13 protein-coding genes, 1 tRNA gene and 1 pseudogene are annotated in these 22,576 nt (G+C 47.4%); 13 read left to right on the forward strand and 2 right to left on the reverse strand.

Going from position 1 to position 22,576, the window contains the following annotated elements; genetic code table 11:
- Positions 1-108: 108 nt before the first annotated feature.
- Positions 109-339, forward strand: a pseudogene (locus ABCM67_RS04845) (manganese catalase family protein); the annotation flags it as partial.
- Positions 340-473: 134 nt separating this feature from the next.
- Here the strand turns inward: ABCM67_RS04845 and ABCM67_RS04850 are convergent.
- A complete protein-coding gene (locus ABCM67_RS04850; RefSeq protein ID WP_342992581.1) occupies positions 474-4,715 on the reverse strand; it encodes an acyl-CoA dehydratase activase-related protein in 4,242 nt (1,413 codons plus the stop codon).
- Positions 4,716-5,017: 302 nt separating this feature from the next.
- Between ABCM67_RS04850 and tgt the strand changes: the two genes are divergently transcribed.
- From tgt to ABCM67_RS04900, 10 genes are all read left to right on the forward strand, one after another.
- Positions 5,018-6,169, forward strand: coding sequence for a tRNA guanosine(34) transglycosylase Tgt (gene tgt / locus ABCM67_RS04855; RefSeq protein ID WP_015527155.1), 1,152 nt, complete (start codon positions 5,018-5,020; stop codon positions 6,167-6,169).
- Positions 6,170-6,326: 157 nt separating this feature from the next.
- Positions 6,327-6,641: a preprotein translocase subunit YajC gene (gene yajC, locus ABCM67_RS04860; protein ID WP_015527154.1), complete on the forward strand. Its 315-nt coding sequence runs from the start codon at positions 6,327-6,329 to the stop codon at positions 6,639-6,641.
- Between the two features lie 694 nt (positions 6,642-7,335).
- The gene (locus ABCM67_RS04865; RefSeq protein ID WP_147602965.1) at positions 7,336-8,691 is read left to right on the forward strand and encodes an SPFH domain-containing protein; all 1,356 of its coding nucleotides are present in this window, start codon (positions 7,336-7,338) and stop codon (positions 8,689-8,691) included.
- A gap of 84 nt (positions 8,692-8,775) precedes the next feature.
- The gene (locus tag ABCM67_RS04870) at positions 8,776-9,861 is read left to right on the forward strand and encodes a hypothetical protein (RefSeq protein ID WP_022426084.1); all 1,086 of its coding nucleotides are present in this window, start codon (positions 8,776-8,778) and stop codon (positions 9,859-9,861) included.
- A 13-nt stretch (positions 9,862-9,874) separates the two neighbouring features.
- On the forward strand, positions 9,875-10,675 hold the full coding sequence (locus ABCM67_RS04875; protein ID WP_342992586.1) for a TPM domain-containing protein: 801 nt from the start codon (positions 9,875-9,877) through the stop codon (positions 10,673-10,675).
- Positions 10,676-10,940: 265 nt separating this feature from the next.
- Positions 10,941-12,026 (forward strand): 3-isopropylmalate dehydrogenase, encoded by a 1,086-nt coding sequence (gene leuB, locus ABCM67_RS04880; RefSeq protein WP_342992587.1) that lies wholly within the window; start codon positions 10,941-10,943, stop codon positions 12,024-12,026.
- A 119-nt stretch (positions 12,027-12,145) separates the two neighbouring features.
- The gene (gene ilvD / locus ABCM67_RS04885; protein ID WP_015527149.1) at positions 12,146-13,819 is read left to right on the forward strand and encodes a dihydroxy-acid dehydratase; all 1,674 of its coding nucleotides are present in this window, start codon (positions 12,146-12,148) and stop codon (positions 13,817-13,819) included.
- Between the two features lie 15 nt (positions 13,820-13,834).
- Positions 13,835-15,517, forward strand: a complete 1,683-nt coding sequence (ilvB, locus tag ABCM67_RS04890; protein WP_015527148.1) for a biosynthetic-type acetolactate synthase large subunit — start codon at positions 13,835-13,837, stop codon at positions 15,515-15,517.
- Positions 15,510-16,592, forward strand: a complete 1,083-nt coding sequence (gene serC, locus ABCM67_RS04895) for a 3-phosphoserine/phosphohydroxythreonine transaminase (protein ID WP_015527147.1) — start codon at positions 15,510-15,512, stop codon at positions 16,590-16,592. Before ilvB ends, serC begins: the two co-directional genes overlap by 8 nt.
- Positions 16,592-17,755, forward strand: a complete 1,164-nt coding sequence (locus tag ABCM67_RS04900; protein WP_173763117.1) for a phosphoglycerate dehydrogenase — start codon at positions 16,592-16,594, stop codon at positions 17,753-17,755. Before serC ends, ABCM67_RS04900 begins: the two co-directional genes overlap by 1 nt.
- Before the next feature lie 934 nt (positions 17,756-18,689).
- Here the strand turns inward: ABCM67_RS04900 and ABCM67_RS04905 are convergent.
- Positions 18,690-19,661, reverse strand: a complete 972-nt coding sequence (locus ABCM67_RS04905; protein WP_044962153.1) for a carbohydrate kinase — start codon at positions 19,659-19,661, stop codon at positions 18,690-18,692.
- 215 nt (positions 19,662-19,876) lie between these two features.
- Here ABCM67_RS04905 and glgB point away from each other — a divergent pair, with 215 nt between their 5' ends.
- The gene (gene glgB, locus ABCM67_RS04910; protein WP_342992588.1) at positions 19,877-22,150 is read left to right on the forward strand and encodes a 1,4-alpha-glucan branching enzyme; all 2,274 of its coding nucleotides are present in this window, start codon (positions 19,877-19,879) and stop codon (positions 22,148-22,150) included.
- Between the two features lie 123 nt (positions 22,151-22,273).
- Positions 22,274-22,346 (forward strand) — tRNA-Thr (locus ABCM67_RS04915).
- Positions 22,347-22,576: the final 230 nt, after the last annotated feature.

Raw genomic sequence — 22,576 nt, forward strand, 5'->3', positions numbered from 1 at the left:
GGTATGAAAAAAGACGCTCATTTCTGAACGCCTAAATATCGAAAACACTGGAACTATGTAGGATAGCTTGTTTTATCTTCATATTATATTGTGTAATGTTGTTCTTACGAAGTCGCCCCAGAACAGAAGGCACGCTCCACCTACGATAATATCCTCCGGGTGGTGAAAAATATCCCGGAGGTTGCAGATCCCATCCGTTTCCTTCGGGCAAGAGAGGTGGTTCATTTCCAGCGTTTCGGTGAAGCATTGCGTTCTGTGCAGGAGCAGCTGGATGCCAAAAATTTCTATGCCTTTAACCCGAGCTTTGATGCTCCGTGCAAAGCCTCCTGTGAAGAGTGATGGATCAGAGAAAAAATCTGTCTGACAGGAATCATATCTGAAATAAAAAGAGCTGCACAGCCGGCAGGGATCCTGCGGCTGTGCAGCTTTGAATTTGTTTTTGGGAAAAAGATGTTTGTAACCTGCATTTCTTGTTATGCGTCTTTTTTATCGTCTTTATGAAGATTCTTCTGTGCTGTGGAAAGCATAAGCTTGATCCTGTTCAGCTGATTTACTTCGCTGGCACCTGGATCGTAGTCGATGGCAACAATGTTGGCTTCCGGATGCTCACGGCGAACTTCCTTGATGACACCTTTTCCTACGATGTGGTTCGGCAGGCATCCAAAAGGCTGGATGCAGACGATGTTCGGGACACCGCCGTGGATGAGTTCCATCATCTCTCCGGTCAGGAACCATCCTTCACCGGTCTGATTTCCGGCAGAAACGATGGGCGCAGCCATTTTTGCAAGATCACGGATATCTGCGGCTGGTGTAAAGTGGCGGCTCTGCTCCAGGGCTTCATTTGCTGTTTTTCTCAGCCAGTCGATGGCTCTGAGACCAAGATTTGCGATGGTTGCCTTGGATTTCTTGAATCCAAGCTTTTCAACCTTGAAATTCTGGTTGTAGAAGCAGTAGCAGATAAAGTCAATAAGATCCGGAACAACCGGTTCTGCCCCTTCTGCCTCCAGAAGATCTGCCAGGTGGTTGTTGGCAGCAGGCAGGAACTTGACAAGGATCTCACCTACGATACCAACGCGAGGCTTTTTCTCATCGGAGATCGGGATCGTATCAAAATCATGGACCATCTCACGGCACATTTTTTTGAAGGTACCATGGCTGACGCTGCTGCCTGTTACGAAGGCAATGACGCGCTGCTCCCAGATTTTGTGCTTGCGGTTTACGATACCCTTTTCCAGCTCGTAAGGACGCATGCGATATACGCATTTCATCAGGATATCACCGAATACGGCACCGTAAACGATACGCCTGATCAGCGGCAGTGTCAGCTTAAAGCCAGGGTTGCTCTCCAGTCCGCTTAAGTTGAGGGAGATAACCGGAATCTGTTCCATGCCGGCTTTTTTCAGAGCACGGCGGATGAATGCGATATAGTTGGAGGCACGGCAGCCGCCGCCTGTCTGAGACATGATGACTGCAGTTTTGTTCAGGTCATATTTGCCGGAAAGAAGAGCATCCATGATCTGTCCCACAACCATCAGGGACGGATAGCAGGCATCGTTGTTTACATATTTAAGGCCCACATCAACAGCATGCTTGTTGTCGTTGGGGAGGACTTCCAGGTTATAGCCGGATGCTTTAAAAGCAGCCTCAAAGATTCCGAAGTGGAATGGAGACATCTGCGGGCAGAGAATGGTGTACTCCTTACGCATCTGCTTGGTAAAGGATATCTTCTCAATGGAAGCCGGATTGATGTTCCTTTTTTTATTCTGTGCCTGTTTTGCACGGATAGCAGCGATCAGGGAACGGATACGGATCCTTGCCGCACCCAGGTTGTTGACCTCATCGATTTTCAGGCAGGTGTAGATCTTGTCACTTCCATCCAGGATCTCATAAACCTCATCGGTGGTAACGGCATCAAGTCCGCATCCGAAGGAATTCAGCTGGATCAGATCCAGATCCTCTCTTGTTTTTACAAAATTTGCGGCAGAGTAGAGACGGGAGTGATACATCCACTGGTCGTTGACACGGATGGGACGCTCCAGATGTCCAAGGTGTGCAACGGAGTCTTCGGTAAATACGGCGATTCCGTAGCTGTTGATCATATCCGGGATACCGTGGTGGATTTCCGGGTCAATATGGTATGGACGGCCTGCAAGAACGATTCCGCGGCGGCCGGTTTCTTTCAGGTACTGCAGGGTTTCCTCACCCTTTTTCTGGATATCCGTATGTACGGCTGCAAGTTCTTCCCAGGCCTTGTGGGCAGCAGCTTTGACCTCGGCGGCAGGAATATCCTGGAATTCTTCCACAAGGCGGTTTGTAAGGATCTCCTCGGAAGTAAATGCCAGGAACGGGTTGCGGAAAGTGATGGACGGATCGTTAAGTTCGTCCACATTGTTCTTGATGTTTTCCGCATAGGAAGTAACGATCGGGCAGTTATAATGGTTGACTGCATCCGGGAACTCGTTGCGCTCGTAAGGGATGCACGGATAGAAGATAAACTTCACACCGTTACGGATCAGCCATGTGACATGTCCGTGAGCAAGTTTTGCAGGATAGCATTCGGACTCACTTGGGATGGACTCGATACCCAGCTCATAGATCTTACGTGTGGAAGTCGGAGAAAGCACCACCTGGTATTTCAGTTCGGTAAAGAAAGTATACCAGAACGGGTAATTCTCAAACATGTTCAGAACACGAGGGATACCGACCTGTCCACGGGATGCCTTGTCTGCGGAAAGTGGCTCGTAGGAAAAAATTCTCTTATATTTATAGTCGAAAAGGTTCGGGATATGATCCTTGTTCTTTTCTTTTCCAAGTCCGCGCTCACAGCGGTTTCCACTGATATATTTGCGGCCGCCGGAGAATTTGTTGATGGTCAGACGGCAGTTGTTGGTACATCCGCGGCAGTTTGCCATGGAGGTGGTGTACTGGAGGCTGTTGATCTGATCGATGGAAAGCATGGAAGTTTTTTCACCCTCCTGATAGCGTTCCCTTGCGATTAGAGCGGCACCGAAGGCACCCATGATTCCGGCGATATCCGGGCGGATAGCCTGACAGTTGGCAATTTTCTCAAAACTGCGGAGAACCGCGTCATTGTAGAAGGTACCACCCTGTACAACGATGTGTTTGCCAAGCTCGGAAGCATCGGAAACCTTGATAACTTTGTAGAGGGCGTTTTTGATAACGGAGTAGGCAAGACCAGCGGAGATATCGGAAACTTCGGCGCCTTCTTTCTGTGCCTGCTTAACCTTGGAGTTCATAAATACAGTACAGCGTGTTCCAAGATCAATAGGATGTTTTGCAAAAAGAGCTGCTTTTGCAAAGTCTTGTACGGTGTAGTTCAGGGATTTTGCGAAAGTCTCGATAAAGGAACCGCAGCCGGAGGAACATGCCTCGTTAAGCTGTACACTGTCTACCGTCTGGTTACGGATCTTGATACATTTCATATCCTGACCGCCGATATCCAGGATGCAGTCTACTTCCGGATCAAAGAAAGCAGCTGCATAGTAATGGGAAACAGTCTCAACCTCACCTTCATCAAGAAGAAGAGCCGCTTTGATCAGTGCCTCGCCGTAACCGGTGGAGCAGGAAAAAGCAATCTCGGCGTCTTCCGGAAGAAGTTCATAGATCTCCTTGATGGAACCGATGGTGGTTTTCAGCGGATTTCCGTTATTGTTGCTGTAGAATGAGTACAGAAGTGTTCCGTCTTCGCCTACCAGTGCAGTTTTGGTAGTGGTGGAACCGGCGTCGATTCCCAGGAAACATTTTCCCTTATATGTAGAAAGGTCGCCGGTTTTTACCTTGTAGGCACTCTGGCGGTCGTGGAAAGCCTGATAGTCGTCCTCTGTGGCAAAAAGTGGCTCCATACGTTCTACCTCAAAGTCCAGTTTGATGGTGGTACGCATGCGTTCTTTCAGTTCAATAAGAGATACGGTTACGTCCTGCTTCGCGTTCAGGGCGGAACCGATAGCTGCGAACAGATGGGAATTGTCCGGCGCGATAATGTGCTCGTCATCCAGTTTAAGGGTGCGGATAAAAGCGGTCTTCAGTTCGGAAAGGAAGTGAAGAGGGCCGCCCAGGAATGCAACGTGTCCGCGGATCGGTTTACCGCAGGCAAGACCGGAGATGGTCTGGTTGACAACTGCCTGGAAAATGGAAGCGGAAAGGTCTTCCTTGGTTGCTCCGTCGTTGATCAGCGGCTGGATATCTGTCTTTGCGAAAACACCGCAGCGTGCCGCAATGGGATAAAGTGCCTTGTAATGTTTGGCATATTCATTGAGGCCCGGTGCATCGGTCTGGAGAAGAGATGCCATCTGGTCAATGAAGGAACCGGTACCGCCGGCACAGATACCATTCATACGCTGCTCGACGTTTCCGTTTTCAAAGTAGATGATCTTGGCATCCTCGCCGCCAAGCTCGATGGCAACGTCTGTCTTCGGCGCCAGTTTCTGCAGGGAAGTGGATACGGCGATAACTTCCTGGACAAAAGGTACTTCCAGGTGATTGGCAAGTGTCAGTCCGCCGGAACCTGTGATAACCGGGCAGAGTGTAAGTTCACCGAGCTGATCCTCTGCTTTCTGAAGAAGATCCGCAAGTGTTTCCTGGATATTTGCAAAATGTCTCTCATAATCGGAGAAGACAAGGGTATCGTTTTCGTCTAAGATCGCGATCTTGACAGTGGTGGAACCAATGTCAATTCCAAGTGTGTGTTTCTTCATAAAAAATTGATTTCCTCCTCGTTGTATCTATACAGGGGTTGCCCGACTCTGACATTTCTGTCAGATGGGAGTTGTTTCTTCTTATTATAAAGGATTTTTAAGCGAATATTCTATATTATACGATATCGTTTAAAAAATGGCAATGTAAAAGTTTAACAATCAGTAGCCGTAAAGAAAAAAATGTGTTATGATATTGACTAAAAGTTTTGAAAGATATTTGTATCGGCAGCTGGTTATGGCTGTATCTGCGACGCAGATGCCGGGCAGAGACAACTTTAAAATGTTTTTAGAAGGGAAATGAAATGGCAGAATATAAACTGATCACAACAGAAGGAAGAGCGAAAAGGGGCGAGTTTAAGACGGTCCACGGAACGATCCAGACTCCTGTTTTTATGAATGTAGGAACAATTGCAGCAATTAAAGGTGCAGTTTCCACTGTGGATCTTCATGAGATCGGTACACAGGTAGAGCTGTCCAATACCTATCATCTTCATGTGCGCCCTGGCGACAAGGTGGTAAAGCAGCTGGGAGGTCTTCATGAATTTATGAACTGGGACAGACCGATCCTTACCGATTCCGGCGGATTCCAGGTGTTTTCGCTGGCGAAGCTTCGTAAGATCAAGGAAGAGGGCGTGTATTTTAACTCTCATATCGATGGTCATAAGATTTTTATGGGACCGGAGCAGAGCATGCAGATCCAGTCAAATCTGGCTTCTACCATTGCAATGGCTTTTGATGAGTGCCCAAGCAGTGTGGCAGACAGGGATTATGTACAGAAATCGGTAGCGCGTACAACACGCTGGCTTAAAAGATGCAAGGATGAGATGGCTCGTCTGAACAGTCTGCCGGATACCATTAACAAGAACCAGCTTCTTTTTGGCATTAACCAGGGGGCTGTTTATGAAGATATCCGTATTGAGCATGCCCAGGCTATCGCGGAGATGGATCTGGACGGCTATGCAGTGGGCGGCCTTGCAGTTGGTGAAAGTCATGAGGAGATGTACCGGATCCTGGATGAGGTGGTTCCGCATTTGCCGCAGAACAAGCCGACGTATCTTATGGGGGTTGGTACCCCGGCCAATATCCTGGAGGGGGTTGAGCGTGGTATTGACTTTTTTGACTGTGTATATCCCAGCCGTAACGGCCGTCATGGTCACGTGTATACCAACCATGGCAAGATGAATCTTTTTAATGCAAAGTATGAGCTGGATTCCAAACCGATCGATGAGGAGTGCCAGTGCCCGACCTGCCGTCATTACAGCAGAGCGTATATCCGTCATCTTCTGAAGGCGAAGGAGATGCTTGGCATGAGGCTTTGTGTTCTGCATAATCTGTATTTCTATAATCATATGATGGAAGAGATCCGGGATGCGCTGGATGCAGGGAATTTTGCGGCTTATAAGAAGATGCGTCTGGAAGGCTTTGAGGAAGGCAGGATCAACGGGAACCGGTAAGTTTTATTTATAAAATTTGTGTAAATTACTTTGATTTTATAAGAAAACTCTTGAAGGTTTTTTGGTTTTTGTGTATGATAGTACGAGGTGACACTTTTAGAGGTCAGTAACGGCGGGGGTACCGCAGATTATTTGTTTTTAGCAGGAGGAATTTGAAATGATCGCATCATCTACAGCGGCAGCTGGCGGACTTAGCGCGGGTCTTGGTATTGTCTGGATCGTAGTTCTGTTTGGAATTATGTATTTTATGATGATCCGTCCGCAGAAGAAGGAGCAGAAGAGAACTCAGACTATGTTGAACAGCATGGAGGTTGGTGACAGTGTTGTTACTACCAGTGGTTTTTATGGTGTTGTTATTGATATGACTGAGGAAGATGTTATTGTTGAGTTTGGTAATAATAAGAATTGCCGTATTCCTATGAGGAAGCAGGCGATTGCTGAGGTTGAGAAGGCTGATCAGGCTTCTGCTTGATGCTATTGGCAATAACGTGAATATGGGAAGGCACTGCGTTTTTTTGACGCGGTGTCTTTTTTTTGTGCGGAAGGGATGGTTGAAGGGACGCCGGGGAAGGGGATGCTATCTGGTCTGCGGCTTCGTCGGGGGCTGGTTCTAGGGCGCCGGGATTCTGCTAAAACCGTTTTCCAAAAGTCCGAACTCGCGGCTTGCTGCCGCTCAGACAGCGAACTTTTGAAAAACAACGCAGAATCCCGCCGCCCAAGTACCAGCTCCCCTCCTGCAGAAGCAGAGCCAGACAGCATCCCCTTCCCCGGCTGGTGCTTCCGGTGAGAAAGGAGTGTCGTTTGACGGCAGGTTGTGGGTCGTCAGCGCTGCGCTGGACGACTGCAAGGGCTGAGTTTGCGTTTGCTTGGTGGGACGGCTGAGGCGCTGCGCTGTCAGCCTGGGAGTGGGGATGTGTAGGGAGATGTGGCTGGGGTGGGATTGAGGATGGCTGAGGCGCTGCGCTGTCAGCCTGAGGGTGGGGATATGTAGTGAGTGTGATTGGGCTGAGATTACAATATGACAATTGTAATATTGTATAGAAATAAGTGGATTTTTGATAAAATTCGTGTAATAATGATGTTACTATCAGAAATGAGAGTGACGATAGCTTTGGAATATCGTAAAATTATAAATAAGAATGAATTTTCAGAAAGGGGTTGGATTTATGGGTCTTATCAGAGCGGCTGTGGGTGCAGCGGGTGGTACGTTGGCGGATCAGTGGAAGGAGTTTTTTTACTGTGAGGCTATGGATAAAGAAGTGATGGTTGTGAAGGGGACGAAGAGGTCTTCTTCCAGGTCTTCCAATAAGCATGGGAGTGATAATGTTATTTCCAGCGGCAGCGGGATCGCTGTGGCGGATGGTCAGTGTATGATGATCGTGGAGCAGGGAAAGGTTGTTGAGGTTTGTGCGGATCCGGGAGAGTATACGTATGATGCTTCTACGGAGCCGAGTATTTTTTCAGGTAGTCTGGGTGACGGAATCAGGAAGACCTTTGATACGATCGGGAAGAGGTTTGCTTTTGGCGGTGATACGGGTAAGGATCAGAGGGTGTATTATTTTAATACCAAGGAGCTTGTGGATAACAAGTTTGGTACTGCTAATCCGATCCCGTTCCGGGTTGTGGATTCCAGGATCGGGCTGGATGTGGATGTGGCTGTGAGGTGTCATGGTGTTTATTCCTACAGGATCGCGGATCCCCTTCTTTTTTATACGAATGTGTGTGGAAATGTGGAGCGGGAGTATACCAGAGAGGAGCTGGACGGACAGCTGAAGGCGGAGTTTATCAGTGCGCTGCAGCCTGCTTTCGGAAGGCTTTCGGAGCTGGAGATGCGTCCGAATCAGATCGTGACTCATAATACGGAGTTGGAGAATGCCATGAATGAGGTGCTTTCTGCCAAGTGGGAGGAGCTTCGTGGGCTTAAGGTGGTCAGTGTTGCACTTGGTTCTGTGACATTGCCGGATGAGGATGCCGAGATGATCAAGCAGGCTCAGCGTACGGCTATGATGCGTGATCCTGCTATGGCTGCGGCTACTCTGACCGGGGCCCAGGCGGATGCTATGAAGGCTGCGGCTTCTAATTCAGCAGGGGCTATGACTGGCTTTATGGGCATGGGTATGGCTGCTAATGCAGGTGGTCTGAATGCTCAGCAGTTGTTTGAGATGGGCCAGAAGCAGCAGGCGCAGCAGCAGAGTGTACAGCAGCAGGCAGCGCAGCCGGTTTCGCCGGCAGGGAACGGAGCAGGGGCTGCGGCTGGTTCCTGGACCTGCAGTTGTGGTGCGGTTTCTTCGGGGAAATTCTGTCCGGAGTGTGGTGCATCGCGTCCGGTGGAGGACAGCTGGACCTGTTCCTGCGGTACGGTGAATAAAGGCAAGTTCTGTATGAACTGCGGAGCGAAGAAACCGGAGAAGAAGATGCAGTATCGCTGCAGCAGGTGCGGATGGGAACCGGCAGATCCGGAGAATCCACCGAAATTCTGCCCGGAGTGCGGTGATCCGTTCGGACCGGAGGATGCAGTATAGATCAGAAAGAGAGATGGTCAGGAGCAAAATGCAGGGTAACTCCTGCCGGTTGTTGGATACAGAATGATGAAGTGAGGTGAATATATGGCGAAGATGCAGGAGTTTAAGTGTCCGTGCTGTGGTGGCTCCATAGAGTTTGACAGTTCTGTGCAGAAGATGAAGTGTCCGTTTTGTGATACGGAGTTTGATGTTGGTACGTTATCGGAATATGCCCAGACTGTGGAGGAAGAGCAGCCTGAGGATATGAGCTGGTCGGATGAGGCCGGCAGTGAGTGGCAGGACGGGGAGAGTGAGGGGCTGCGTACCTATGTGTGCAAGTCCTGTGGCGGTGAGATCGTGGGAGATGCCAATACGGCAGCAACGGCCTGCCCGTTTTGCGGAAGTCCGGTGGTAATGACCGGGCAGCTGTCCGGTGCACTGAAGCCGGATTATGTGATCCCGTTTAAGCTGGACAAGAAAGCGGCAAAGGAGAGGCTGAAAAAGCATCTTACCGGTAAGAGGCTTTTGCCAAAAGCATTTAAGTCAGAGAATCATATCAGCGAGGTTAAGGGCATCTACGTTCCGTTTTGGCTGTATGACACAGACGCAGATGCAGATATCCGTTACCGTGCAACAAAGACCCGGTTCTGGAGCGATAGTGATTATGATTATACGGAGACCAGCTATTATGCAGTACACAGAAGTGGTTCTCTTGGTTTTGATCATGTACCGGTGGATGGCTCTGCCAGCATGGAAAATGATCTGATGGAGTCTATAGAGCCTTTTGATTTCAAAGAAGCGGTGGATTTTCAGACTGCGTATCTGGCTGGATATTTTGCAGATAAATATGATGTGACAGCCAGCGAGTGTGAGGAACGTGCCAATGAGCGTATCCGCCGCAGCACAGAGGCTGCATTCCGGGATACGGTGAGAGGATACGCCAGTGTGGTACCGGAGAATACCAGTATCCGGCTTCATAACGGGACAACGAAATATGCGTTATATCCCGTATGGATCCTGCAGACGAAGTGGAAGGGGGATAATTACATATTTGCCATGAATGGTCAGACAGGGAAATTTGTGGGAAATCTGCCTACAGACAAGAACGCTTTTGCACGATGGTTCCTGGGAACAACGGGGGTCGTGGGTGTGATCACTTATATTATCCTGTATCTGATCTGGGCTTTGTAGGGAGGTGGATGCCATGAAAAAAAGAATATCTGTATTTTTGATATCGATCCTTTTGTGTCTGGCATGTGCTTTTCCGGTATGGGCAGGCACCGTAAGCCGTCTGGATGACCAGGCGGGACTTCTGGATGCAGAGCAGCAGGAGAGCCTGAGCAGTACTCTGGATGAGATCAGTGAGCGGGATCAGGTAGATGTTGTGGTCGTTACCGTTAACAGTCTTGAGGGAAAAACAGCCCAGGCGTATGCGGAGGATTATTTTATTGACCATGGATATGGGCAGGGGGAAAATGGTGACGGTATTTTATTCCTGTTGGATATGGGAGACCGTAACTGGGCCATTGCAACACACGGATATGCGATAGAAGTGTTTACGGATGCCGGACAGTCCTACATCATGGATCAGGTGAAGCCTTATTTAAGTGACGGTGATTATAACGAAGCGTTTCATAAGTTTGCCACGGAATGCGATGATTTTATCACGCAGGCAGATGAGGCAGAGCCATACGATGTGGAAAACCTTCCGGATGAGCCTTTTGCGGTTGGGATAAACCTGCTGATCGCTCTTGCTGTGGGGCTTGTGGCAGGATTACTGGTGACCGGAAATATGAGAAGAAAGCTGAAAACTGTGCGAAAACAGGATTGGGCGGCTTCTTATGTGCGGCAGGGCAGTATGAATGTGACCAGAAGTAATGATTTTTACCTCTACAGTACGGTATCAAAATCCGCAAAACCGAAAAATGAGGATAATAACGGTGGTTCCAGCACCCATACCTCATCTTCCGGTGATACCTTCGGTGGTTCCAGCGGGAAATTCTGAGAATATCATCAGGAAAAACAGAATATGATAAAAAAGAAAGACTGCTGTACCGGAATGGTAGGGCAGTTTTTCTTTTTTCTGTGTGCGAAAGTATGTCTCTGTGGCGGCAGAAACAGGGAATTGCCGTTTATTTTTTGCATTCCGGAAATAACTTTATCTATTTAATAGGTTGAAATCCGTCGAAAAGTGCGTTATGATAATAACAATTATCCACACCAGTGCGTTAAAATTTTACAGCACAGGGGAAATCGGAGGAGTGAATAAAATGGAGTACAAAATTGCCCTGATTCCGGGAGACGGAATCGGCCCGGAGATTGTTGCCGAGGCCAAAAAAGTTTTAGACAGAGTATGTGAGAAATACAGTCATAAATTTTCATACACAGAGGTTCTTTTAGGAGGGGCATCCATTGATGCTCACGGAGTACCTCTTACAGAGGAAGCCATTGCCCAGGCAAAAGCTTCTGATGCAGTACTGATGGGTTCCATTGGCGGTGATGCCAAGACATCCCCGTGGTACAAGTTGGAGTCATCCAAACGCCCGGAGGCAGGTCTTCTTGCGATACGTAAGGCGCTGAACCTGTTTGCAAACCTTCGTCCGGCTTATCTTTACAATGAGCTTCGTGATGCATGCCCGCTCCGTGATGAGATTATCGGAGATGGTTTTGACATGATCATCGTAAGAGAGCTTACAGGAGGGCTTTATTTCGGAGCAAGAAAGACTACTGAGGAGAACGGAGTCCGCACAGCGGTAGATACTCTTTCTTATAATGAGAATGAGATCCGCCGTATTGCCATTAAGGCATTTGAGATCGCACGTAAGAGAAGAAATAAGGTTACAAGTGTAGATAAAGCCAATGTTCTTGATTCTTCCAGACTCTGGAGAAGTGTAGTGGAGGATGTGGCAAAGGATTATCCGGATGTAACACTGGAGCATATGCTGGTTGATAACTGTGCAATGCAGCTGGTACGTGATCCGAAGCAGTTTGATGTTATCCTTACAGAAAACATGTTTGGAGATATCCTCTCTGATGAGGCAAGTATGGTGACCGGTTCCATCGGAATGCTTTCCTCCGCAAGCTTAAATGAGACAAAGCTTGGTCTCTATGAGCCGAGCCATGGTTCTGCACCGGATATCGCAGGCCAGAACAAGGCAAACCCCATCGCAACCATTCTTTCCGCTGCTATGATGCTGAGATATTCTCTTGATCTTGACAAAGAGGCAGATGCAGTGGAAGCGGCAGTACAGAAAGTTCTTACAGCTGGTTACAGAACTGGTGATATCATGTCTGAGGGCTGCAAGCTTGTCGGAACCAAAGAGATGGGCGATCTGATCGCAGATGCCATCGCATAAATAAAGCGGGACAGAGAGAAGAAAACGAAACAGAACAGAAAAAAACGGTACCTGGAAGAGGAAGTCTATAAACAGATACCGAATCCTATCGTAAAGAATAAAAAGGAGAGACCTTAAAAATGAAAAGTGATACCGTAAGAAAAGGCACACAGCAGGCACCACATCGTTCCCTGTTCAATGCCCTTGGAATGACAAAGGAAGAAATGGACAAACCACTGGTAGGAATCGTAAGCTCTTATAACGAGATCGTACCGGGACATATGAACCTTGACAAAATTGTAAATGCTGTAAAGCTCGGCGTTGCAATGGCTGGCGGCACACCGGTTGTATTTCCGGCGATCGCAGTATGTGACGGAATCGCAATGGGACACGTTGGAATGAAATATTCCCTTGTAACACGTGACCTTATCGCAGATTCCACAGAGGCCATGGCACTGGCTCATCAGTTCGATGCTCTGGTCATGGTTCCCAACTGTGACAAAAACGTACCTGGCCTTCTTATGGCAGCGGCAAGGATCAACGTTCCTACTGTATTCGTAAGCGGCGGTCCGATGCTTGCCGGCCATGTAAAAGGACACAAAACCAGTCTTTCCAGTATGTTTGAGGCAGTAGGCTCCTATGCAGCAGGAACCATCACAGCAGATGATCTGGAAGAATTCGAGAACAAAACCTGCCCGACCTGTGGATCATGTTCCGGTATGTACACTGCGAACAGCATGAACTGCCTGACAGAGGTTCTCGGTATGGGACTGAAAGGAAACGGTACCATCCCGGCAGTATACTCTGAACGTATCCGTCTTGCAAAGCATGCAGGAATGCAGGTAATGGAAATGTACAGAAGGAACATCCGCCCAAGAGACATTATGACAAAAGAGGCAGTTTTAAATGCACTTACAGTAGATATGGCACTTGGATGCTCCACAAACAGTATGCTTCATCTTCCGGCTATTGCACATGAGATCGGAATGGATTTTGATATCAGCTTTGCAAATGAGATCAGTGAGAAGACCCCGAACCTTTGCCACCTTGCACCGGCAGGCCCGACCTACATGGAAGATCTTAATGAGGCCGGTGGTGTCTATGCGGTCATGAATGAGCTGAACAAGCTGGGACTTCTCCATACAGAGTGTATGACAGTAACCGGAAAAACAGTAGGTGAGAATATCAAAAACTGTGTAAACCTGAATCCGGATGTTATCCGCCCGATCGACAATCCGTATACAAAGACAGGCGGACTTGCCGTACTGAAAGGAAACCTTGCACCGGATGGTGGTGTTGTAAAACGTTCTGCAGTTGTACCGGAGATGCTGGTACATGAAGGTCCTGCACGTGTATTTGACAGCGAGGATGACGCAATTGTTGCCATCAAGGGCGGTAAGATCGTAGAGGGAGATGTTGTGGTTATCCGCTACGAGGGACCAAAGGGTGGTCCTGGAATGAGAGAGATGCTGAATCCTACATCTGCTATTGTGGGAATGGGACTTGGTTCTTCCGTAGCCCTGATCACCGACGGACGTTTCAGCGGTGCATCCAGAGGAGCCGCTATCGGACACGTATCACCGGAGGCAGCAGTAGGCGGCCCGATCGCACTGGTTGAGGAAGGCGATATCATCAGCATCAATATTCCGGAGCTGAAACTGGAAATCAAAGTTTCTGACGAAGAGATGCAGGCTAGAAGAGAAAAATGGCAGCCAAGAGAGCCGAAGGTGACAACCGGATATCTGGCAAGATACGCTTCCATGGTAACATCCGGAAACCGTGGTGCGATCCTGGAAGTACCGAAAGCAAAATAAGGAGGAACGAAAGATATGCAGCTTACAGGTGCAGAGATCATTGTAGAATGTCTGAAGGAACAGGGCGTTGATACCGTATTTGGATATCCGGGCGGCGCGATCTTGAATGTTTACGATGCCTTATATGAATACAAAGATGAGATCACACATGTACTGACCTCCCACGAGCAGGGTGCATCCCATGCTGCTGACGGTTATGCAAGAGCGACCGGGAAGGTAGGTGTCTGCCTGGCAACCTCCGGTCCAGGAGCAACTAACCTGGTAACAGGGATCGCGACTGCATACATGGATTCCGTACCGATGGTAGCCATTACTGCAAACGTAGGAAGACCACTCCTGGGAAGAGATTCTTTCCAGGAGGTTGATATCGCAGGTATCGTAATGCCTGTAACAAAATACAGTTTCATCGTAAAGAATATCGAAGATCTTGCAGATACGTTGAGAAGAGCATTTTATATTGCAAAAAGCGGAAGACCCGGCCCGGTGCTTGTGGATGTCCCGAAGGATATCACAGGAATGAAATATGAATATGAGCCATGCCATCCGGCTACGGTTAACCGTGAGATCAAAAGTATCCGTAAAGAAGATATTGATCAGGCACTGGAAATGATCAGAGAGGCAGAGAAACCGTTTATTTTTGTTGGCGGCGGATGTGTGATCTCCGGTGCTGACCAGGAAGTACGTGAGCTGGCTCGCAGGATCCAGGCTCCTGTCTGCGATACTCTGATGGGCAAGGGTACCTTCCCGGGAGAAGATCCTCTCTATACAGGTATGGTAGGTATGCACGGAACCAAGACTTCCGATCTTGGCGTAACAGAGTGCGATCTTCTTATTGTTCTCGGTGCACGCTTCAGTGACCGTGTAACAGGAAATACCAAAACTTTTGCACATAATGCAAAAATCCTTCAGATCGATGTGGATGCTGCGGAGATCAATAAAAATATCAAAGTGGATGCCAGTGTGATCGGTGATGTGAAGGAAGTGCTGAAACGCCTTCTGGAGGAAATTCCGAAGAAAGAACATCCGGAGTGGATCGCACATATCCAGGAATTGAAATCAAAATATCCGCTGAATTATGATCACACACAGCTTACAGGTCCGTATATTATAGAGAAGCTTTATGAGTTGACCAACGGTGATGCGATCATCTCCACAGATGTTGGACAGCATCAGATGTGGGCGGCGCAGTATTATAAATACAAAGAGCCGAGAACTCTTCTTACTTCCGGCGGCCTTGGAACCATGGGCTATGGCCTTGGCGCTGCAATTGGCGCGAAGATGGGCAGACCGGAAAAAACAGTTGTAAATATAGCAGGTGACGGATGCTTCCGTATGAATATGAATGAGCTGGCAACAGCTGCACGCTGTGGCAGACAGCTGATCCAGATTGTTATGAACAATCATGTACTGGGAATGGTGCGTCAGTGGCAGACGCTCTTCTATGGAAAGAGATATTCTTCCACAGTACTGGATGACGCCGTTGATTTTGTGAAATTATCAGAGGCGCTGGGCGCAAAAGCCATTCGTGTGACAAAGATGGAGGATGTGGAGCCTGCACTTAAGATGGCACTGGCAGCAGAGGGACCTGTCGTTCTGGATTGCTGGATCGATCAGGATCTGAGTGTGTTCCCGATGGTACCGGCTGGTGCGAACCTTGATGATGTATTTGACGAGGAGGATATGAAGAAACATGAGTAGAGTGTATAATTTTTCTGCCGGACCGGCAGTGCTTCCAGAGGAAGTACTCAAAGAAGTAGCGGATGAGATGATGGATTATAACGGCACAGGAATGTCTGTTATGGAAATGAGCCACAGAAGTGCAGCTTTTCAGGAGATCATTGATACTGCAGAGAAAGATCTTCGCGAGCTTATGAACATTCCGGATAACTACAAGGTACTTTTCCTTCAGGGAGGAGCATCCCAGCAGTTTGCCATGATCCCGATGAACCTTATGAAAAACAAGGTCGCAGATTATATCGTAACAGGTCAGTGGGCAAAGAAAGCTTATCAGGAAGCTCAGAAATACGGAAAAGCAAACAAGATCGCATCTTCTGAGGACAAAACTTTCAGCTATATCCCGGACTGCAGTGATCTGCCGATCAGCCCGGACGCAGACTATGTATACATCTGTGAGAACAACACCATTTACGGCACAAAATTCAAAAAACTTCCAAACACAAAAGGCAAGACCCTGGTGGCAGATGTATCCTCCTGCTTCCTGTCTGAGCCAGTGGATGTAAGCAAATATGGTATTATCTATGGCGGTGTTCAGAAGAACATCGGACCGGCAGGTATGGTTATCGTGATCATCCGTGAGGACCTGATCACAGAGGATGTTCTTCCGGGAACACCAACCATGCTTACCTATAAGACACATGCAGACGCAGGCTCTCTTTACAATACGCCGAATGCTTACTGCATCTATGTATGCGGAAAAGTATTTAAATGGCTGAAGAAGATGGGCGGTCTGGAAGTGATGAAACAGCGCAATGAGGAAAAAGCAAAAATCCTTTATGATTATCTGGATTCCAGCAAACTCTTCAAAGGAACTGTAGTTCCAGAAGACAGATCCCTGATGAATGTACCGTTCGTAACCGGTGACAAGGAAATGGATGCCAAGTTTGTCAAAGAGGCAACTGAGGCAGGCCTTGTAAACCTGAAAGGACACCGTACAGTTGGCGGAATGCGTGCAAGCATCTACAATGCCATGCCAAAAGCTGGCGTAGAGGCCCTGGTTGCATTCATGAAAAAATTTGAGGAGGAGAATGCATAATGTTCCAGTATCATTGCCTGAATCCTATCGCTGAAAAAGGCCTGAGACTTTTTGGCGACAATTACAAAAAAACAGAGACTGTAGACCAGTGTGACGCGATCCTCGTAAGAAGTGCGAAGATGCATGACATGGAACTTCCTAAGAGCGTTTGTGCGGTTGCACGTGCTGGTGCAGGTGTTAATAACATTCCGGTTAAAGAGTACGCAGAGAAAGGTGTTGTTGTATTCAACACACCTGGAGCGAACGCAAACGGCGTAAAAGAGCTTGTACTTGCAGGTATGCTCCTTGCATCCAGAGATATCGTTGGCGGTATTGAGTGGGTTGCACAGGAGAAAGATAAAGAGCACATTGGCAAACTTGCCGAGAAGCAGAAAAAACAGTTCGCAGGATGCGAGATCAGCGGCAAAAAACTTGGTATCATCGGTCTTGGTGCCATTGGAGCCATGGTTGCAAACGCAGCATGCGGTCTTGGAATGGAAGTGTATGGTTATGACCCATATCTTTCCATCGATGCAGCATGGAACCTTTCTAGAACCATCAAACACAGCAAGAGCCTGGACGAGATCTACAGCCAGTGCGATTACATCACCATTCATGTGCCGCTTCTTGACAGCACAAAGAAGATGATCAACAAAGAAGCTTTTGATAAGATGAAAGACGGCGTAGTCCTTCTGAACTTTGCAAGAGATCTTCTTGTTGATGAGGAGGCGCTGATCGAGGCTGTTGAAAGTGGTAAGGTTAAGAAATATGTAACGGACTTTGCCAACGAGACAGTTGCAGGACGCGAGGGCATTCTGGTAACACCACATCTTGGAGCTTCCACAGAGGAATCTGAGGAGAACTGTGCGGAGATGGCTGTAAAAGAGATCCGTGATTACCTTGAGAATGGTAATATTAAGAATTCTGTGAATTATCCGAATTGTGATATGGGTACTTGTGTGGCTGTTGGAAGAATTTCTCTTGCACATAGTAATACACCGAATATGATCAGTCAGGTTACCAAGATCCTTGGATCTGAGGGACTGAACATTGCGGATATGACTAATAAGAGTAAAGGAGAGTTTGCTTATACTCTTATTGATCTTGAGAGTGCAGCTTCTGCTAAGGCGTTGGATGAACTCAAGGAGATTGAGGGAATGTACAGGGTGCGTGTTGTTAAGTAAAGTAACAAGAGGTTAGAAATACTTTTTTTTAAATACTGTGTGGCGTTTGCTTTTTTGGCGAATGACGCACAGTATTTTTTTTGAGGAAAAAAGGAAAACCGCAAAGGGGCCGCAAAGCCGCGGCCCCTCTGCACACCCCTCGGGCTTTTTTTAGGAGTGCTTGGTTGTGGAGGACGGGAGTTTGGTTGACTTGTGTCTGTATGCGACGGTGCTGGGAACGAAAGGTTGAGCCGATGGAGGAGAACGGCCTGACGGGGTTGTTGAGAGTGAAAAAGTCTTGAGGCCGTTATAGGTATGTGACGGTATTGGATGTGGAAGGTTGAGCCGAGAGTGAGGGTGGGAGGGCGTTGGTAGGTCTCGATGTGCGGGGCACATCTGCGGATTTTTTGGAATAATATAGAAGTGAATTTGAGGGGGAAATATATCAAATGCAGATATATCAAATGCAGATATATCAAATGATCAAATGTAAATATATCAAATGATCAAATGTAAATATATCAAATGATCAAATGTAAATATATCAAATGCAAATATATCAAATGCAAATATATTAAGTGTAAATATATCAAATGCAAATATATCAAATGCAAATATATTAAGTGTAAATATATCAAATGCGAATATATTAAATGTAAATATATCAAATACAAATATAATGTGCAAATATAATATGCGTAATGATATTGGCTGTAAATTTTTATACGATAAGACATTAATAAAAATATATGATATAACAGGGAAAATATGTAGAACACACAACAATTGGCGGATAGGCGCGAAGCGCTGTTTCCGCGGTACGTGCCCGGAAAGAGGGGGTGCAGGGGGAGAAAAACGGGCTTCGTAACTTTGAGTGCTTTCTCCCCCTGCGGTGTTTTCTCAGCTTTTCAAAGCCAATAAACAAAAAAATAATTCAATAAAAGAAAAACATACACTACTTGCGGGATGCAATGAAGTCAAGAACTTCATCTCTTTCAGGCATTACGCGGAGTGCTCCCTTCTTTGTTGTGATGAGAGAAGCTGCTGCATTTGCAAAAGTAAGCAGCTCTGCGAGATTTTCGTCAGTGAGATCCTCAAGACCGTGTTCCAGCACATAATTCAGGGTGCTTGCACAGAAGGTGTCTCCTGCACCGGTGGTTTCAATGGTTTTTTCCTGAAGGAAAGGAGCAGCCTCGACCTTCCGTCCGCGATAATAAGCGCGGCTTCCGTCTTTTCCCATTGTGATCAGCACAAGCGGGATATGATATTTTTCTTCGATAAGGGCAGCACCCTTGTCATAATCTGCTGTGTCAAAAAGAAATTCCACTTCATTATCAGAAATCTTCAGTACATCACAGCGTTCCATGCCGTATTCGATCTCTTTGCGGGCATCGTTCAGATCCTTCCAGAGTGGAGGGCGTAAGTTCGGGTCAAAGGTGATGATGCATCCGGCTTCTTTTGCCACGTCAAGAGCATAGCGGGTTGCTTCACGGACACCCTCATGTGTGGAAGAAAGCGTGCCGAAATGGAAAATCCTGGAATTGCGGATCAGATCGGCATCTACCTCATCCTTTGTCAGCATCATATCTGCACCTGGATTACGGTAGAAAGAAAAATCACGGTCTCCGTCCGGGTAAGTATGTACAAAAGCAAGGGTAGTGTGAATTTCATCGTCCATGACAAGATTTCTGGTATCAATGCCGCATTCTTCTACGGCAGCCTTCAGCTGCTTGCCGAACATGTCGTTTCCGACCTTTCCGATAAATGCAGTTTTTTTGCCAAGACGGTTCAGCATGGCAAGAACGTTGCAGGGAGCTCCGCCCGGGTTTGCCTCGAAAGTAGGGTTTCCTTGGGAACTGTCACCGTTTTCTGTGAAGTCGATCAGAAGCTCGCCGAGAGCTGTTACATCATACTGTCTGTTTTCCATTGATGATTCCTCCTGATAAGTTATTTGTTTCATATTCTGCTTCATATTATAATCGTTACACATGATTTTGGGAAGAACCAAATCGAATTATTTTCTGTTCTGTTACCGGTTACTTGTGGTGCTTTTTGCGAAGATTAGAACTGTTATCTTTATTTTTCTGTAAAATGGTGGTAAACTTAGTCTATAAAACAACAAATATGATGGAGGAGACGATTATGGCTGATAAAGCGTATGAATATATGGATTGGCCCCGGATCGAGGCGATCGTTTATGGGGAGGAGGCATCACCTCGTGATGTGATGCAGCCAAGGGTAACAGAGGATGGCGTTCTGATCCAGGGATTTTTTCCGGGAGCGGATGCTGCAGAGGTTGTTGTAGGGGAAAAGAGTTATCCGATGATCCTGGAAGATGAGGCTGGTTATTATGCTGTAATGCTTCCACTGAAAAGGATTCCGGAATATCGTTTCCGTGTGATAAGAGGAAGCAGGAAAGAGACTTTTTACGATGCGTATGAATGTCCATGCCAGATCACGGAAGAGGAGGAACGAGCTTTTTGTGCCGGTGTCTATTACAAGGCATATGAGAAGCTGGGAGCGCATCCGGGGACCTGTGGCGAGGTAGAAGGAACATATTTTGCTGTCTGGGCACCCAATGCAATCCGTGTCAGTGTGGTCGGTGATTTTGACAGGTGGGATGGAAGGCGTCTTCCGATGCATCGGATGCCAATGTCCGGAATTTTTGAGATTTTTGTTCCAGGTGTAGAGGCAGGGGACTCTTACCAGTATGAGATCAAGATCAAAGGCGGCGATGTACAGCGGAAGTCTGATCCTTACGGAAATGGAACTCAGGGAGCGCCGTCTGTGATTTCTGTTGTAACAGAGCTGGGGGATTTTTTATGGCAGGATGAAGCGTGGATGAAGGAACGTGAAAGGTTTGCCAGCCGTGAAGTTCCGGTTTCTATTTATGAAACGGATGTAACAGAGTGGAAAAACAGTGGTGAACTGGTGGAGTTTCTGAAGGAAACCGGTTATACGCATGTAGAATTTCATCCGGTGATGGAGTATCTTGACCGAAGTTCAGGAGGATATTCTACGTCTGCGTATTATGCTGTGACTACCCGTTTTGGGACTGCGGCAGATTTCCGGACACTGGTGGAGGATCTTCATCAGGCAGGGATTGGCGTGATCCTGGACTGGACACCGGCTCAGTTTCCGCGGTTTGATGCAGGGCTTGAGAAATTTGACGGAACTTCTCTTTATGAAGTACAGGATCCGGCTATGGCCGTTCATCCGATGTGGGGCACCATGCTTTATAATTACGGAAGTCCTATGGTCAAAGATTTTCTTATTTCCAATGCGTTTTTCTGGCTGGATGAATTTCATGTGGACGGATTTCGGATGGATGATGTAGATGCGATGCTGTATCTGGATTTTGGAAGAGAGGCGGGACAGTGGACGGCTAATCTTTATAGTTCCAATGAGAACCTTCAGGCAATGGAGTTTCTGAAGCATCTGAATTCTATTGTGAAGAAGCAGTATCCGGGGATTCTTCTGATCGCACAGGAGGATGGTTTATGGCCGCAGCTTACAGACAGTGTGGAGAATGATCATCTGGGGTTTGACTATAAATGGAGTGGTGGCTGGACAAAGGATCTTCTCTCTTACCTGGAAGCAGAGCCTTTGGACAGACGAAATTATTATGATCAGCTGACGCTTTCCATGATGTATGCATATAGTGAGCATTATGTACTGACTCTGGGGAAGAGAGATGTGGGTACGTTAAAAGAGTTTCTGGAGAAGCTTCCGGGATCTTCAAGGCAGAAGGATGCTCAGCTGCGTGCTGCGTATGGCTATCTGATGCTTCATCCGGGTGTGAAGATGACTGCGCCGGATGGGGATGTGGGGCCGGAAATGAGGGCGTATCTGCATGATCTGAATGAACTTTACAGGAATCATCCGGCGTTGTATGCAATGGATGGTAATTCGGATGGGTTTGAGTGGATCCAGTTTACCAGCTATGATGAGAATGTGGTTGCGTTTCTTCGTAAGACGGAAAAGCCGGAAGAAACGATTCTTGCGGTGTGTAATTTTTCACCGGTATCTTATGACAGTTACCGGGTTGGTGTGCCTTTTGCGGGGAAATATAAGGAAATTTTCAACAGTGACAGTGAAAAGTTTGGCGGACAGGGTGTGGTGAACGCACGGGCGAAAGCGGCTATTCATATGGAGTGTGATAACAGGGAATTTTCTTTGAAGCTGAAGCTTCCGGCTTATGGTGTGGCGGTATTTGGGTGTACACCGGAGAAGGGGGATGTGAAGAAAAACTCTGTGAAGAAAGGAAATGTGAAAAAGACTGTGGGGAAAAGCAGGGGAAAGCGTATGGATAAGGCGAAAATGAAGGTGGTTGAAAAATCTGTGGCTGTAAAGGATGCGGTAAAGGTTGTGAAACGGGTGGCTTCTCGCAGGAAGGGGGCTTCCGGGGATGAGTGATGGTTTGTGAACATGGGAACGTGTTTGTGGATGATCGGTATGGTGAGGATTTGAGTGGATTGTAGGAAAAAGTGCTTGCATTTTTTGTAAAATACGGTATAATATCAGTTGTGTTTAGCACAAGCTGGAATAGCTCAGTCGGTAGAGCACTTCACTCGTAATGAAGGGGTCGTGAGTTCGAGTCTCATTTCCAGCTTATATATGACTGATGGGAGTCCGGTGTCTTTGGAATATGAAGATGCCGGGCTTTTTTTTGTGTGTATGGATGTGGTCGAGGGACGCCAGAGGAAGGTGGCATTGCTCGGTGGATGCAGTCGGGGATGCTTTTGAGGTTTTGTGAGAAGGATGGAGAGGGACGCCAGAGGAAGGTGGCATCGCTCCGGGAGTGGATGCAGTCGGGGATGTTTTTGAGGTTTTGAGAGGTGG

The sequence above is a fragment of the Blautia sp. 2227st1_G12_2227SCRN_220401 genome, from assembly GCF_039062885.1.
Classification (GTDB): domain Bacteria; phylum Bacillota; class Clostridia; order Lachnospirales; family Lachnospiraceae; genus Blautia_A; species Blautia_A fusiformis.

What these genes read in the sequence shown, in the direction of transcription:
- ABCM67_RS04850 (WP_342992581.1), bottom strand. Translation starts at nt 4,715, where the DNA reads ATGAAGAAACACACACTTGGAATTGACATTGGTTCCACCACTGTCAAG.
- tgt (WP_015527155.1), top strand. Translation starts at nt 5,018, where the DNA reads ATGGCAGAATATAAACTGATCACAACAGAAGGAAGAGCGAAAAGGGGC.
- yajC (WP_015527154.1), top strand. Translation starts at nt 6,327, where the DNA reads ATGATCGCATCATCTACAGCGGCAGCTGGCGGACTTAGCGCGGGTCTT.
- ABCM67_RS04865 (WP_147602965.1), top strand. Translation starts at nt 7,336, where the DNA reads ATGGGTCTTATCAGAGCGGCTGTGGGTGCAGCGGGTGGTACGTTGGCG.
- ABCM67_RS04870 (WP_022426084.1), top strand. Translation starts at nt 8,776, where the DNA reads ATGGCGAAGATGCAGGAGTTTAAGTGTCCGTGCTGTGGTGGCTCCATA.
- ABCM67_RS04875 (WP_342992586.1), top strand. Translation starts at nt 9,875, where the DNA reads ATGAAAAAAAGAATATCTGTATTTTTGATATCGATCCTTTTGTGTCTG.
- leuB (WP_342992587.1), top strand. Translation starts at nt 10,941, where the DNA reads ATGGAGTACAAAATTGCCCTGATTCCGGGAGACGGAATCGGCCCGGAG.
- ilvD (WP_015527149.1), top strand. Translation starts at nt 12,146, where the DNA reads ATGAAAAGTGATACCGTAAGAAAAGGCACACAGCAGGCACCACATCGT.
- ilvB (WP_015527148.1), top strand. Translation starts at nt 13,835, where the DNA reads ATGCAGCTTACAGGTGCAGAGATCATTGTAGAATGTCTGAAGGAACAG.
- serC (WP_015527147.1), top strand. Translation starts at nt 15,510, where the DNA reads ATGAGTAGAGTGTATAATTTTTCTGCCGGACCGGCAGTGCTTCCAGAG.
- ABCM67_RS04900 (WP_173763117.1), top strand. Translation starts at nt 16,592, where the DNA reads ATGTTCCAGTATCATTGCCTGAATCCTATCGCTGAAAAAGGCCTGAGA.
- ABCM67_RS04905 (WP_044962153.1), bottom strand. Translation starts at nt 19,661, where the DNA reads ATGGAAAACAGACAGTATGATGTAACAGCTCTCGGCGAGCTTCTGATC.
- glgB (WP_342992588.1), top strand. Translation starts at nt 19,877, where the DNA reads ATGGCTGATAAAGCGTATGAATATATGGATTGGCCCCGGATCGAGGCG.